Genomic DNA, 13512 nt, shown 5'->3' with positions numbered 1-13512 from the left:
GCCCTCCTGATCGCGATCCTCGCGCCTTGGCTCGTGCTTTTCGGATTCTCGCTGCTGAGCACGAATGGGCCAACCGGACTCGAGACCCGGTTCGGAAGCTTTGGTAGCATGTTCTTCCAGCAAGCCTCGATCTTCTCGAACACCGGGGCGACGAATGCCCTGTTGCCCGGGATTGCGAGGAAAGGCACCATTTCCCTGTTCGTCGGGATGTTCATCCAGGCCATCCCGGGCGGCGAGGGCGTCGGGTTCATGACCCTGGTCATCAACGTGATCCTGACAATCTTCATCGTCGGGCTCATGGTGGGGAAAACCCCCGAGCTCCTCGGATACAAGATTCAGCCGCTGGAGGTCAAGCTCGCGGTCATCACGTTCCTCATGCACCCCCTGATGATTCTGATCCCCGCGGCCGTCGCCTTCGCCTCGGGCCAGGTCCAGGCCATCCTGGGTCCCCACGTCACACCGTTCGGCTATACCCAGGTCCTGTACGAGTACACGTCCGCCTCCGCGAACAACGGATCGGACTACCTCGGCACCCTGGCCAATACGCCGTTCTGGAATGCCTCCACGGGCATCGTCATGCTCGTCGGCCGGTACGTGCCGATCATCCTCATGATGGCGATTGCCGGCCAGTTCGCGGCGAAGGACCGCCGTGTCGCTCCGGAGCCGATCAACACGGAAGGCGTCCCCTTCATCCTCACCTTGGTCGGGGTAACCCTGCTCCTGACCGCTTTGGCCTTCCTCCCGTTCTTGGTCATCGGTCCCTTCGTGATGTAGGTGGTGGTCATGGCGCAGCAAACGAAGCATGGACATGTCGGGTCGGGAGCGGATTACGCGCGAGCGGTCCGCAATTCCATCACGAAGCTCAACCCCGTCTATCTCGCCCGAGACAATCTTGTCATGTTCATCGTCGAGGTGGGGTTCGTCATCGTCCTCGTCATGGGGATCCTCCCATCGGCGTTCGGCGGCCTCGTGAACCAGCAGCCGTGGTTCTACTTCGCGATCGCGGGCATCCTGCTCGTCACCGTGTGGTTCTCCACACTCTCGGAGGCTCTGTCCGAGGCCCAGGGCCGCGCCCGGGTGGACTTCCTCCGCAGCCTCGAGAAGGATGTTCAAGCGCGCCGCATCGTGGATGGCAACGAGTCCGTCGTCCCCTCCCGCAGCCTCTTGCCCGGTGACTTGGTCCGCGTGAGCAAGGGGGAGACGATCCCGCGGGACGGGGTGATCAAGGAAGGGAAAGCGTACATCGACGAGTCCATGATGACAGGCGAGTCCGTTCCGGCGTTCAAGGAGACGGGCAACCACGTCATCGGTGGGACCAAGGTCGCGACGGACAGCATCCTGGTCACCATTGTGGCCGAGGCGGGCAAGAGCTACCTGGACGAGATGATCGCCCTGGTCGAGAATGCGAAGCGTCCGAAATCCCCCAACGAAATCAGCCTCACGGTCCTGCTCATAGGCCTCACGGCCATCTTCATCCTGGTCGTCGGGACGTTCCTCTTCCTTGCGCAGGATGTGGGAACCACCATGGACCTGGCGATTTTGATTTCGCTCCTGGTCGCCCTCATGCCCACGACGATCGGCGGGCTGCTCCCGGCGATCGGCGTGGCGGGGATTACCCGCGTGGGCAAGGCCAACGTGGTCGCCAAGTCGGGCAAGGCGGTCGAGGCGGCCGGCGACGTGGACACGCTCATCCTCGACAAGACGGGGACGATCACGGAGGGCCAGCGGAGCGTGAAGGAGTTCGTACCAGTCGAAGGATTCACCGTCGAGGAGGTGGGTCAGGCGGCCTACCTTGCTTCCATCTACGACCAGACCCCGGAGGGACGCTCGGCCGTCGAGGTCGCCAAGAAGAACGGGTGGGTCCTTCCGATCACGGCCCGCGTGCTCTCGGGCCGTGCGATCGAGTTCAGCGCGGAGACCCGGGTCAGCGGCATCGAGCTCTTCGTCCCCAAGCCGGAGGCCATCTTGCCTGCCGGAGGACTTCCAAAGCCCTCTCCCGAGGTTGCCTCGAGCAAGGTCTGGGCCGAGCTCGTCCGCCTCGAGGGCACGGCCCAGCCCGCGCGGATCATCAAGGGAGCCGTGGACGCCATCCTGGCGACGGGGCCCGAGGTCAACGAGGCGGAGCTCCGCTGGAAGGCGCAGGAGATCTCCCTCACGGGCGGGACCCCCATGGCGATCACGGTTGACCGCCGCGTCGTGGGGCTTGTGAACCTCCGCGACAACCTCAAGCCGGACATCCGAAAGAAGCTTGATGCGGTCCGCGCCACGGGAATCAAGACCGTCATGGTCACGGGCGACAACGAGGTGACCGCGAAGGTCATCGCCAAGGAGGCCAACATCGACGAGGTCATGGCTCAGGCCAAGCCGGCGGACAAGCTCGTCAAGGTCGAGGCGGAGCAGAAGCTGCGGCACATCGTCGGGGTGGAAGGGGACGGCACGAACGACGCCCCCGCCCTCGCCAAGGCGGATGTCGGCATCGCGATGAACAGCGGCACGGCTGCGGCTCGTGAAGCCGCGAACATGGTCGACCTGGACTCCGACCCCTCCAAGATCCTCAAGGTCGTGGAGGTGGGCAAGCAGCTCCTGATGACCCGCGGCGCGATCACGACCTTCAGCGTGACGAACGACATCGCGAAGTACTTCACGCTCTTCCCCGCGATACTCCCGGGGAACTGGACGGCGCATCTCCTCAACGTGATGCAGCTGCACAGCCCCGTCACGGCCATCCTCGCCACGATGATCTTCAACGCGATCATCATCCCGATCCTGATCCCGCTCTCCCTCAAGGGCGTCCGCTTCCGTGCCGAGGCCACGGAGAAGACGTTCGTCCGGAACATGGCGATCTACGGAGTGGGCGGGGCGATTCTCCCGTTCGTCGCGATCAAGGGGATTGACATCGTGCTCGCTCTCTTCATCCGGTGATGCTATGGCCAGCGTTCCCTCTCCGATCAAGGCCGCGAGTCCCCTGCTTCGGACCTTCGTCGTGCTCCTCCTGATCACCATGGTCGCGTACCCGTTCTTCATGACGGGCATCGGCCAGTTCCTGTTCCCGAGCCAGGCGAATGGAACCCAGATGGTGTGCGATGGCCACTCGGTGGGCTCCGCGCTCATCGCCCAGAACGTGTCCTCTCCGAAGCTGTTCTGGCCGCGCAACGCCACCGCGAGCGCGAGCGGCCTCGACCCGGACATCGCGCCGGCTGAGGCGTACGCGCAGGTGCCGAGAATCAGCAACGCGACGAACATCTCGGCCTCAAGCCTCGACTACCTGATTTGGAAGAACATCCAGGCGAACCAGGCTACGAATCTCGGCTACCTCGCCCCGGACTACGTCAACGTGAACCAGCTGAACCTCGACCTGATCCAGTTCTATCCCACCGCGTATGCGGGATTCTGCGCCTGAGGGGTCTGGCTCTCGCGCGGGCTCGGCATCGCTGGCCCGTCTACGGCTTCGTCGGCCTCCGGTGCTCGGCCAGAAGCTTGCCGATGGACAGGGCGAGTTCCGCTTCCGCACGGAAGTCCTCCCGTTCGCGGCGGAGGAACGGCGTGAGGTGCTCGGGGTCGATCTCTCGGTCCGCGAGTTCCAGGAATTCCAACGCGGTCTTCGAGTCCTCGCGAATCAGGGAGCGCGCCGCCAGGCTCGCGAGGTAGTGCGACTTCTTCATGGACAGGTCGCGCCGCTCGGGAGCCAGAGCGACGAGTTCGCGGAGGGCGGGCCAGAATCGGTCCAGGTCCCCCGCCTTGAATATTGGGTCGATCTCCTTGACCCGCTCCGTGAATGCCTTGCGGACATCGCGGCGCACGCTCACGAGAGGCGCGGCATCCCTTATCAGGTTACTCGGGGTCGCCATGGGGCCTTATCAACCGGCCCGGGTTACCGCCGGGCATGGTCTGGGATTCCTCCCGGGTCGCGTGGGTCCGCCGCCAGTTCCCTTCCGTCGCGGCGGATCCCGCGGGGCGCCGCCGCGCTTTCCTCGACAACGGCGCAGGCACGCTCGTCGTCCGGGCGGCCGCGGAGCGGGAGTCCCGGGCACGCATGGACTGGAGCGCGAATACGGGCAACGTGTTCCCCGAGTCCCAGGGCGCCGAGGCGACGATCCTCGCGGGACGCGAAGCCGTGTCCGATTTCCTGAACGCGGGGGAGCCCGAAACCATTGTGTCGGGAGAATCGGCGACGAGCCTCCTGTTCTCCCTGAGCTACGCGCTCGGTCGGACGTGCACGGGGTCGGAGAACGTCGTGATGACCGCGTACGAGCATTTCGCGAACGTGAGCCCTTGGGAGGAGCTCGCGCGGACGGGCAGGATTCGTGAGGTGCGGTTCGCCGACTTCGACGCGGAGACCTTCCTCCTGGATGTGGACGACCTGGCCGCGCGCGTCGACCGGAACACGAAGGTGGTCGCCGTCTCAGCGGCCTCGAACTTCCTGGGCACCCGCTCCCCGCTCACCGAGCTCGCGCGGATCGCGCACGAGGTGGGGGCACTCCTCATCGTCGACGCGGTGCACCACGTGTGCCACGGGCCCACGGATGTTCGGGCAGCCGGCGCGGACGCCCTCGTGTTCTCGGGCTACAAGCTGTTCTCACGCCACGGCAGCTTTCTGTACCTGCGGCCCGACCTCGTCGAGGGCCTGTGGCCGTACAAGGTGGATCCCTCGCCGCAGCACGGTCCCGAGAAGTGGGAGTGGGGCACGCGGGATCAGGCCCTGTTCGCCGCGATCACGGGCGCCATCGATTACCTGGCGAGCCTGAGTGCGCCGGGTGCGAAGTCCGCGGCGAAGCCTGGCGCGCAGCGGCAGGCCCGGCTGCGGAAGGGCATGCAGGCCATCGAGGACTATGAGGTCAGCCTGAGTCGCCTCGTTCTCGAAGGAGACGGCCAGGTGCCCGGGATCCTGGAAGTTCCGGGGTTGACCCTCTACGGCCCCAAGAAGATCCCCGCGGGGATCGGACGGGACCCTACCTTCACGCTCAAGCTTCAGGGCTACCCGGATTCCGAGCTGTCGCGCATCCTGTACGAGACGTATGGTCTCGCGGTGGGTGCGGAAGACTACTTCTCCAGGGTCCCGCGCCTCTACGGTCTGGAGACCGCGCTGCGTGCGACGTTCGTCCACTACAACACCCGGTCTGACGCGTCCACGTTCCTCCGGGCTCTCCACGAGCTCGCCCGGAAACGGCGCTGACATCGCGAGCCACGGCGCACCGTGCATGGGAGGTTTCTTGACCTCGGCCGGCCTTGGGCTCCACGAACGCCATGGCCTCCTCGGAGGAGCGGATCAACGTCCTGAAGGAGGGCATCCGGGCCGAGCCCGAGGACCCTGTGGGGTACTACGTCCTGGGCATGGAGTATGCGAAGCTGCAGCGGCACCTCGATGCGATCGACGCGTTCGAGAAGGCCCTTCGTCTCCTTCCGGACTACGCGGCCGCCTACCGGGAGCTGGGCAAGTCGTTCCGGGACGCGGGGCGCAAGCGGGAGGCCGAGGAGGCCTGGGGCAAGGGCGTGGTCGTGGCCCAGCAGCGCAAGGACACGCAGGCGCTCAAGGAGATTCTGGTCCTCCTGAAACGCCTGAAGGAGAGCCGGGCCTGACAGCTACTCGAGCGAATCGCACGCCCGGATCACTTGTAGTTCCGCAGGCTCCGGTTGTCCTCCTCGAAGAGCTCGGACAGGAAGCCGAGCGCGGCCTTCCGGGTCTGGGACTCGTCCATCCCTTGGAGCCGGAAGTCGCCCTCCACGTCGACCCGGGTCTTGTTGCCCAGGGGCGTGTAGCGGTGGCTGTACCGGGTGCCCTTGGAGGCGCCGCCGAGGGACTCCATCTCGAAGCCCGTGGGCGGGTTGAACGTGAAGCGCCAGGTCTCCTTCCGGGTCGTCTTCCCGTCCGGATTCCGCATCTGCATCTCTTGCACCAAGGCGTTCCCCTTCTCCTCGATCGTCTTCGTCCCAACGATGGACCGGTGGCTGTGCACGCCTGGCGTCTCATCCTGCAGGTACTTCCAGATCTTGTCGATCGGCGCGTCGAAGACTCCGTCGTCTCTCACTTGGACCATTGGGCTTCCCCGCGAATCGACGCCTGAAGGCGGTTATAAGCCCTCTCCCAAGTCGGCCGGCATCGTTGTTCGAAAGTGTCCCGGACGGCTCAGGACTCGACGGTTTCACAGCGCAACGGCACGCGCCGGAGAACCGAAGGCCTTTCATGGTGCTGCGGGTTTGGTCGAGGCCGTGGACGTGATCGAGACCCTCGTGCTGATCCCCGAGAGCACGCGCAAGGCGAAGGGCGGCGGAGCGGCCGCCGACGAATCGCCCTCCTTCGACGAGCCCCTCCCGCGGGATGTCCGACGGCGCCTGGCGTTTCTCCGGGACCAGGTGCGGGAGGCCGCACCCGATGCCATCCGCGATCCGAAGGCGTTCCTCCCCGCGTATCGGCGATTCCGCGGCAACATGTACCGCGCCATCGGAGAGGAGGCATGGGAACGCCGCGTGGCCGGCGTCGAGGTCCTCATTGTCTCCGGCCTCTACGGCCTCGTGGCGTCTCGAGAGCCCGTGCTCCAGTACGAATGCTCCATGGCGGAGCCCGTGGGGCGCCTCGGGAAGCTCAACCGCTGGTGGCGGGACCATGGTCTCCCGGCAATCCTCCACGCGTACCTGGAAGCCGTCCATCCCCCCGAGGTCGTGGACCTGCTCTCCCTGGAGTACCGGGAGGCGGTCGAGGGGTACGCGGCGGGACTCCGTGGCGCCCGCGTGCGGACGATCGACTTCCGGGGTCTGGGCCGCGGGAGCCAACCTCGCCGGGGGAAGAAGGTGACGGAGCTCCTGACCACGGGCAAGCTGGTCCCCGACTCGAAGGATTCGGACGCCCGCTGACCGAGCCCGTCAGCGGGACTTGTCCTTCACCCAGGCTCGCACCTTCGCCTCGAAGACCGACGTAGGCGGCCAGCCAATGGAAGAGGCGTACGCGTTGAGCTCGCGGAGAGGGATGCCGCGCTTCGCGGCCTCTTCCTGGATCTTGCGGATGCGCTCCCCGATGGTCGCGTAGGTGGTCGCGTACCCGGCACCGAGGACCTGATGGGCCGGGAAGAGGTTGTAGTACACCGTCGCCTTCTCGAGCCCCGTGGCCTCGTGCGCCCAGTCCACGAACTCGATGATGTCCTGCTTCCCCGAGTTGATCCGCGCGTCCCCGATGACCCGGAGGAAGCGCGTAATCCGCCAGGTGTACGTGAGGAACTCATACTGGCGTGCGACCGCGGTGAGGCCGCCCCATGCCTCCAGGGCCTCCGCGAAGGCTTTCTCTTCGGGACCGTCGTAGCGGCCGGAGACGATGCCGTTGATCACGGGCACGAACTCGAGCTCCCGCTGGAACGCGATGCCCTCGGAGACGCACTCGAAGGAAGAGCCCAAGACGTCCAGGAGCGCGGGCCGTCCACGGAACGCGTGGGCGGAATTCGATCCGTGCACGCAGTGACCGTACTCCTCGTGAATCAGGAGGCTCAGGAGGTCTCCCGGCGGCGGACGTGCCGCGCTCCGTTCGTCCGTGGTCGCCATGAACACCTGCTTTGCGCGGTCCGTGAGCGTGTCGATCTCGTACGCGGCGCCCGAGGGGGTCGTGTTCACGAAGTACGGCGGCGTCTCGATCACGAGGACCGTGTACGCCGGGTCGATCGCGACCACGTGCTTGTTCGCAACGCGCTCGCACGGATCCCGGACCGCCGTCAGGAAGGGGAGGATCTGGTCGGGGCGCAGCCCCGCCTTCGTCCGCAGGGCATGGACCACGGCCTCCGCCGTCGGGTCGCAGTGCAGGTCCCCGGCCAGAGCGACCGTGAGCGCGCGGAACCGCGGTAGCTCCCGCCTCATCATGCGGAGGCCCGCGGATTCCACCTGCCGAGGTGTCTGCGTGTAATCCCAGAGATCCCGCAGGGCGCGCGGGTACGTTCGGGCGCGACCGAGGTCCGCGCCCCGCTCCTTGAGGAACTCGTAGGTCTCCGGGAACGGCGCCTCGGGCCGGAACCCCGGCAGGTCGAAGGACTTCCGGTACCGTTCGAGGGCCTTCTTCAGGGAAGCGACGGCGACCAGCGCCTTCCCGTTTCCCGAGGCGAGCTGCAACTCCTTCTCCACGATGCCAACGATCTCCGTGAGGCCGGAGGCGCTCAGCTGGATCAAGGCACGCATCCCCGGAGGCCATCGCCGCCCCCCGAACCGACGACGGTTCGCCTCGAGGGCCCTGGCACCGTCGATCGCGAGCGACCGCATGTGCTCCGCCTCGACGCCCTCCTTGATCATGTATCCGAACAAGGAGGCCACCATGGTCTCCGGAAGGCGGGACGGCTCGGGGAGGACGAGATCCGCTGCGAGGCTCGCGAGGAATTTGCGGACCGCGGCGTCCTTCGTGGACTTCCGAATCCTAGCGATCTGCGTCTCAACCCGCTTCACGTTCGCCGCCGTGGGGATGAAGAACCGCCCCGCGGTCTCCGGGATTCCCGCGACGAACGCGGCATCGGGCCGAAGCCGCTTCCAGATTTCGAACGCCTCGGCTTCCGCCTGGGATGCGGGCGCGATCATGGCGCGGCCCGTAACGCGGCCTCGTCCTTAAGGCTCGCCTCGGGGACTGCGGTCAGGAGGGGAAGAGGCGGCTCCCGCGGAGGATCTTCCGCAGGGAACCGGCTTCGTGGTAGGCCTGCGCGAGCCGGGCCGCTTGGTCCTTGGGCATCCCACTCCGAACCAGGTCCCGACGGAACCTCCGCACCCCGCGCTTCCGGCGCACCTGGAACCGCAGGAAGCCGACGCCGACCTGCATCGCGAGGAGGGGGACGGCCGCCGCGATGACCACGGGGAGGCCATCGCGATCTCGCGCCATCAGTCCTCGCTCTCGCCCCGGTGGGACATCGCCTTCGCGATCATGCCTCCCAGGTTCAGGGACGACATGTACTGCTCCGTGAGCTTGTAGGCCTGCTCGTCCGTCATGCCGCTGTCCTTGAGCGTCTTGTAGAAGTTCGCGACCGCCGTCCCAAACTTCGCGGACGCCTCCTTGCCGTAGATCGAGTCCGTGAGGCTGTTCAGGAGGGCGGGGATCTTCTCGCCGACGACGTTCAGGATATCCTTGAACTTCTCGGCGTCGAATTCGCGCTCCTTCTCCTTCCTCGACGCGTCCACCTTGATCGTTTCCGACATCGTGTCCACCTCGTCCTTCTTGCCACTACCAAACCTGGTCCCGCTATTTGGACAAACCGAGCACTTGTGACCACTTCGCGGCCACATCCTCCGCGACACGGTACGTGTGCCCGCGGGAGGCCGCGGATTCCACGACGACTCCCTGGGTCACCAGGTCCTGGAGCCGCTCGCGGACGATCCGTCGGGAGGCCGTGCCCCGTTTCCCCTTGACGGACTCCGTGATCTGGGAGATGTTCCGGTCGCCCTTCTCGAACAGGGCCGTGAGAATGGCTTTGGAGATGTCGTCCTTGAGGCCCGGGACCACCACGTCCGGCGACACGGCCCCGTGTTTCGCGTAGAGGTCCAAGAGGCGGAAGTAGCCGCGGGTGATCCCCTGGAGTTGCTCCATGTAGCCTGCGAGTTCTCGGTAGGGCTCGGCGACCTTGGCGAGGGCCTCGCGCAGAGCCTCCACCTGCTTACGGAGCTCCTTTACGTCCTTCTGCAGGTCGTCGTTGGCCATGGCGAGGCCCCATGTTGAGGGAGGGCCTTAAAGACCCCGGCTCTTCCGCACTGTGGATCGCCGGGAGGACCACCAGCGGAGCCATTCCGCCCTGCGTACGCCCTCCTCAATCTCCAGCAGCCGTGCCTGAGCGAACAAGTGCTCGATCATCGGGACTCGCCTCGCGACGGGGGAGCGGTGGTCACCAGGTTTGAGGGATGCGGGGAGAAGTGACCGCTCCGTGACCACTCGCCACCCGGCGTCGGCCTACGGGAGGTGCGTGTCCGCGACGATGGCGTCCGCCTCAATTTCGACGAGCATCGCGGGATCCAGGAGTCGGCTCACCTGGACCATGGTCAACGCGGGCCGAATCTTCCCGAAGAACTCGCCGTGGGCTTTCGCGACCTCCTGCCACCGGTCGATATCCGTGACGAAGGCCCGGGTGCGGACCACGTCCGCGAGTCCCGCCCCCGCGGTCTGGAGGGCGCGCTCGATGTTCCGGAGGATCTGGACGGTCTGCGCGTACGGATCTCCAGCACCCACAATGTCTCCCCGGTCGTTCCAGGCTGTCGTCCCCGCCACGTGGACGAACGGACCTACGCGGACGGCTCTCGAGTAGCCTGCGACGGATTCCCACTTGGCCCCGCTGGCGTAGTTCTTCCTCTCCATGGTCCCTCGACCCCTCGGCTCCGGCCACGGGAGCGAGGTGGCGAGAACTCGGACGCCGGAAAAGCCTTTCACCCATCCGTGTGGCTCTCCGTCGTGGGCCGGAACGAAGGACGCCGCACGAGAGCTGCGAGATCGTCCGCAATCGCGTCCGCGATTATGGCGGCGGCCTCCCAGGTTTGGAGCTCGGCGTGGTGACTCTGCTCGAAGGCGTGCATGCTCCGCAGGAGCTCGCTGCGGAGCGCATCGTACGCGGCGCCCTCGAATACGGCCGCCACGATCACGAACTGGCCCCGGACGGCGAGGATGCCGAGCCGATCGAAATGCATGGAGGTGACCGCATAGCCGCGGAACTTCCGCATGCTCGTCTCTACGAAGTTGCCCACGAGGTCCAGGATGCCCTGGAGCTGTTCCGCCTCGATGGGAAGCGTGCGGGCCGCGCCGATCGCCACGAGGGGCTCGCCCGATCGGTAGAACACGTAGAGTCCGATCACCCGGCGTTCCACATCGGAGACAGCTCGGAAGATTTCCCCCATCTCCGCGACGCTACGCCCCGAGAACGCGACGACGGAAAAGAGGCCGGGCACGAAGAGGACCGCGGAGAAGATCGGCTGGCCGGGCGACAAGGTGAGGTTCGTGAGGACATTCGTGGTGAGCCAGAGAGCCACGAACAACACGAGGCCGCCGATGCTGAGGAGTGCGGGGGTCCGCAGGCGCGAGGGCAGATCACGGCGGCCGAGGGCGAGCGAGATCGCGAAGGCAATGGATAGGGCGAAGTACGCGAGGAGCTGGAGGACGTACAGGCTGTACTGGAAGGGATACCGCAGGAGCTGGAAGCCCCAAACCATGGCGTTCGCGTCGTACGTCATCCCGGTCCACACGACGGCGATCGAGCCCAGCGGTGGGAGCACGAGAAGGACGTCGTAACGCGAGTGACCCCGCGAAATCCACTTCGAGGAGAGGAGAATGGCGAGCGACACCAACGCCAGGAGGCTCGCCTTAACATTCGAGACGAAGATGGCGAGGGACTTCTGCAACGGATCCGTCAGGGTCAGGAAGTACCAGTCGGTCAGCGCCCACGCGCTCAGGAGCACGCAGAAGGCGGACAACCCCCGAACGAAGGGGGACGTGAGTCCGTACCGACCGAACGCACCCAACCCGAGGAGGAGCCAAACGGTCGCGGAGACCAAGGGGAGGACGTGTCCGAGGTCCCACGTGATCATGGTATCCCTTCCCGTCCGATCTTCCGGCCTCTTCGCGTGATGGACGGCCGAGAGGAACTTGAACATGACGGTCCGAATTCCGGGGAAGAAACCCGCGGATTTCCGTCGGCTGCCCAAAGTCGATGGTGAAGATCCAGCGCATCCGACGGCGTGCGACCGCCTTCCACCCCCAAAATGTTCATGCGCGTCGGTCGCCGTGGGCCTCGCCCCGAGCCTCGGAGGTTCCGCGTGCGCATTGAGAGCTGCGAGTTCCCGGACGAACTGCTGTATGAACCGGATGGCCTGGTCTGGCTCCGGCCCGAGGCCTCGGGGGAGGTCGTTTTGGGCATCACGAGCCTCCATGCCGCCGTGGCGGGCCGACTCACGAGAGTCGAGGCGCGCCCCGTGGGCAAGGAATACGGTCGCGGGAAGAGCGTCGGCACGTTGGAGAGCGGTCGTTACTTCGGTCCCATTCGCACGCCCGTGCGAGGCCTCCTGGTCGCCGTGAACCCGGACGCGGTCCGCACGCCCAAGACGATGTCCGAGCGCCCGTACGCCGAGGGATGGTTCGCTCGCTTGAGGCCGCTCGCGTGGGAGGAGGACTGCGGGGTCCTGAAGTCCGCAGGCGAGGCGAAGGAGCTTCTCGCGGCTCAGATGACGTCGCTTCACGTCCACTGCTTCGCGGCGTTCCCGGACTACGAGCTCTTCGAGATCGGCACGGAATGCTCCGCGGTCCTCACCAAGCTGGACGATACCCTCTCCCGCGCGGCAGACGGCGAGGTCGTGCATCTGGTCTCCGACGACTGGACGGCCCCCGCGGAAATGGTGAACTGGTCCCAGCGAACCGGCTATCCTGTGATCGAGGAGCGCACGGAAGGGAACCTGTACCATTTCCTGGTACGGAAGAGGACGTGGGACTGACCCCGCCAACGCAGCTACGGGATCAGGACCGCGCGGCCGACAATCATCCCGCTTTCGAGATCCCGCAGGACCTCCGCGGCCTCTCCGAGCGACGCGCGCCTCGTGACGACCGGCGTGAGTTTCCCGTTCTCGGCTAGGGCGAGGGCCCGTGCCAGGTCGGCCATGGTCGTGGAGTAGGAGCCCAAGTAGGCGCGACCCCCTTCCATGATGTCCGCGGCGCTCAGGGGAACCGTCTCCTGACCGGACGCCACGACCACGAAACGACCGCCCACACCGAGGATCGTGCGGCCTAGCCCCAGAGTGGCCGCCGTGGAGACGAAGTCGATGACCACGTCGGCGTCCCGGATCTGCGCCGCCTCCTCCGGCGTCGCGGCGGAATCCGCGCCGGCATCGACGGCGGCCTTCTGCGCCTCCGGCCGAACGTCCACGGCGACCACGCGCGCTCCCTGCGCCTTGGCGATTTGGATCGCGGAGAGGCCCACGCCTCCCGCTCCGATGACCACGACGAGCTCCTCCTCGGTGGCGTCCCCGACGGCGACCACGGCGTGGTAGGCCGTCGCCCCGCTGCAGCTCAGCGGCGCGGCGAGCGCGGGGTCGTAGTCCTGCGGCAGCGGAAGGACCGTGTTCTGCTTCACCGCGACGTATTCCGCATAGCCGCCTGGGACGTCGAACCCGAGGCTGTGCCCTTCCTTGCACAGGTTCGTGCGCTTCCTGCGGCAGTGGCGGCAGGTTCCGCAGGGCTGCTCGTAGTGCACCGCGACGAGGTCGCCGGGGTTGATCATGTACACGTCGGAGCCGACCTTCGAGACCTTGCCTGCGATTTCATGACCCGGGACCACGGGAGGTCGTTGCCCGTGCTTGACGGCCTCGAGCGTGTGCAGGTCCGTGCGGCACACGCCCGCGGCGAGGACCTGGACGAGCACCTCCTCCGCGCCCGGGGTAGGCATGGGAAGATTCACTGGCTGGATGGAGCCGTCCGCCTCGAAGCGGATCGCGCGCATGCCTCCCGCTAGCTCCGTCAGGGTCAAAGAGGTTCCGTCGGACCGGCGCGCGGCAGCTCGGTGAGGCTCAAGTGTAGATTTCGAATCGACCGTA

General features: G+C 66.3%; 16 protein-coding genes. 7 read left to right on the top strand and 9 right to left on the bottom strand.

Features of this window, described 5'->3' with window-relative positions:
• From VEY12_01660 to VEY12_01650, 3 genes are all read left to right on the top strand, one after another.
• The coding region (locus tag VEY12_01660; protein ID HYM38838.1) for a potassium-transporting ATPase subunit KdpA at positions 1–774 on the top strand (774 nt) is incomplete at its 5' end.
• A gap of 9 nt (positions 775–783) precedes the next feature.
• Positions 784–2922 carry an HAD-IC family P-type ATPase gene (locus VEY12_01655; GenBank protein HYM38837.1) on the top strand — a complete coding sequence of 713 codons (2139 nt, stop codon included), beginning with the start codon at positions 784–786 and terminating at the stop codon, positions 2920–2922.
• Positions 2923–2926: 4 nt separating this feature from the next.
• Complete coding sequence (locus VEY12_01650; GenBank protein ID HYM38836.1) at positions 2927–3400, top strand: potassium-transporting ATPase subunit C; 474 nt, start codon at positions 2927–2929, stop codon at positions 3398–3400.
• A gap of 40 nt (positions 3401–3440) precedes the next feature.
• On the opposite strand, the gene VEY12_01645 is transcribed toward VEY12_01650, so the two are convergent.
• Complete coding sequence (locus VEY12_01645; protein ID HYM38835.1) at positions 3441–3848, bottom strand: hypothetical protein; 408 nt, start codon at positions 3846–3848, stop codon at positions 3441–3443.
• Positions 3849–3883: 35 nt separating this feature from the next.
• On the opposite strand from VEY12_01645, the gene VEY12_01640 reads away from it, so the two are divergent.
• Together VEY12_01640 and VEY12_01635 are read left to right on the top strand one after the other, a co-directional pair.
• The gene (locus tag VEY12_01640; protein ID HYM38834.1) at positions 3884–5173 is read left to right on the top strand and encodes an aminotransferase class V-fold PLP-dependent enzyme; all 1290 of its coding nucleotides are present in this window, start codon (positions 3884–3886) and stop codon (positions 5171–5173) included.
• A 53-nt stretch (positions 5174–5226) separates the two neighbouring features.
• Positions 5227–5577, top strand: a complete 351-nt coding sequence (locus VEY12_01635) for a tetratricopeptide repeat protein (protein ID HYM38833.1) — start codon at positions 5227–5229, stop codon at positions 5575–5577.
• Between the two features lie 29 nt (positions 5578–5606).
• Here VEY12_01635 and VEY12_01630 read toward each other — a convergent pair whose 3' ends face one another.
• The gene (locus VEY12_01630; protein ID HYM38832.1) at positions 5607–6035 is read right to left on the bottom strand and encodes an SRPBCC family protein; all 429 of its coding nucleotides are present in this window, start codon (positions 6033–6035) and stop codon (positions 5607–5609) included.
• Between the two features lie 160 nt (positions 6036–6195).
• Between VEY12_01630 and yaaA the strand changes: the two genes are divergently transcribed.
• Positions 6196–6849 (top strand): peroxide stress protein YaaA, encoded by a 654-nt coding sequence (yaaA, locus tag VEY12_01625; protein HYM38831.1) that lies wholly within the window; start codon positions 6196–6198, stop codon positions 6847–6849.
• Between the two features lie 9 nt (positions 6850–6858).
• On the opposite strand, the gene VEY12_01620 is transcribed toward yaaA, so the two are convergent.
• From VEY12_01620 to VEY12_01595, 6 genes are all read right to left on the bottom strand, one after another.
• The gene (locus VEY12_01620) at positions 6859–8541 is read right to left on the bottom strand and encodes a hypothetical protein (protein HYM38830.1); all 1683 of its coding nucleotides are present in this window, start codon (positions 8539–8541) and stop codon (positions 6859–6861) included.
• Positions 8542–8593: 52 nt separating this feature from the next.
• Positions 8594–8836, bottom strand: coding sequence for a hypothetical protein (locus VEY12_01615; protein HYM38829.1), 243 nt, complete (start codon positions 8834–8836; stop codon positions 8594–8596).
• Positions 8836–9150, bottom strand: a complete 315-nt coding sequence (locus tag VEY12_01610) for a hypothetical protein (protein ID HYM38828.1) — start codon at positions 9148–9150, stop codon at positions 8836–8838. The genes VEY12_01615 and VEY12_01610 overlap by 1 nt, the downstream gene beginning before the upstream one ends.
• Before the next feature lie 43 nt (positions 9151–9193).
• Positions 9194–9649, bottom strand: coding sequence for a hypothetical protein (locus VEY12_01605; protein HYM38827.1), 456 nt, complete (start codon positions 9647–9649; stop codon positions 9194–9196).
• A 246-nt stretch (positions 9650–9895) separates the two neighbouring features.
• On the bottom strand, positions 9896–10297 hold the full coding sequence (locus VEY12_01600) for a RidA family protein (GenBank protein HYM38826.1): 402 nt from the start codon (positions 10295–10297) through the stop codon (positions 9896–9898).
• Between the two features lie 68 nt (positions 10298–10365).
• Entirely contained in the window at positions 10366–11517 is a 1152-nt protein-coding gene (locus tag VEY12_01595) for a hypothetical protein (GenBank protein HYM38825.1), read from the bottom strand.
• A 228-nt stretch (positions 11518–11745) separates the two neighbouring features.
• Here VEY12_01595 and VEY12_01590 point away from each other — a divergent pair, with 228 nt between their 5' ends.
• Positions 11746–12417, top strand: a complete 672-nt coding sequence (locus tag VEY12_01590; protein ID HYM38824.1) for a sulfurtransferase TusA family protein — start codon at positions 11746–11748, stop codon at positions 12415–12417.
• Between the two features lie 14 nt (positions 12418–12431).
• Here the strand turns inward: VEY12_01590 and VEY12_01585 are convergent, their stop codons facing one another.
• A complete protein-coding gene (locus VEY12_01585; GenBank protein ID HYM38823.1) occupies positions 12432–13418 on the bottom strand; it encodes an alcohol dehydrogenase catalytic domain-containing protein in 987 nt (328 codons plus the stop codon).
• Positions 13419–13512: the final 94 nt, after the last annotated feature.

Source organism: Thermoplasmata archaeon, assembly GCA_035632695.1.
GTDB lineage: Archaea > Thermoplasmatota > Thermoplasmata > RBG-16-68-12 > RBG-16-68-12 > RBG-16-68-12.
Note: the sequence above shows the minus strand (reverse complement) of the source record. Positions and strands in the feature narration are given on the sequence as shown.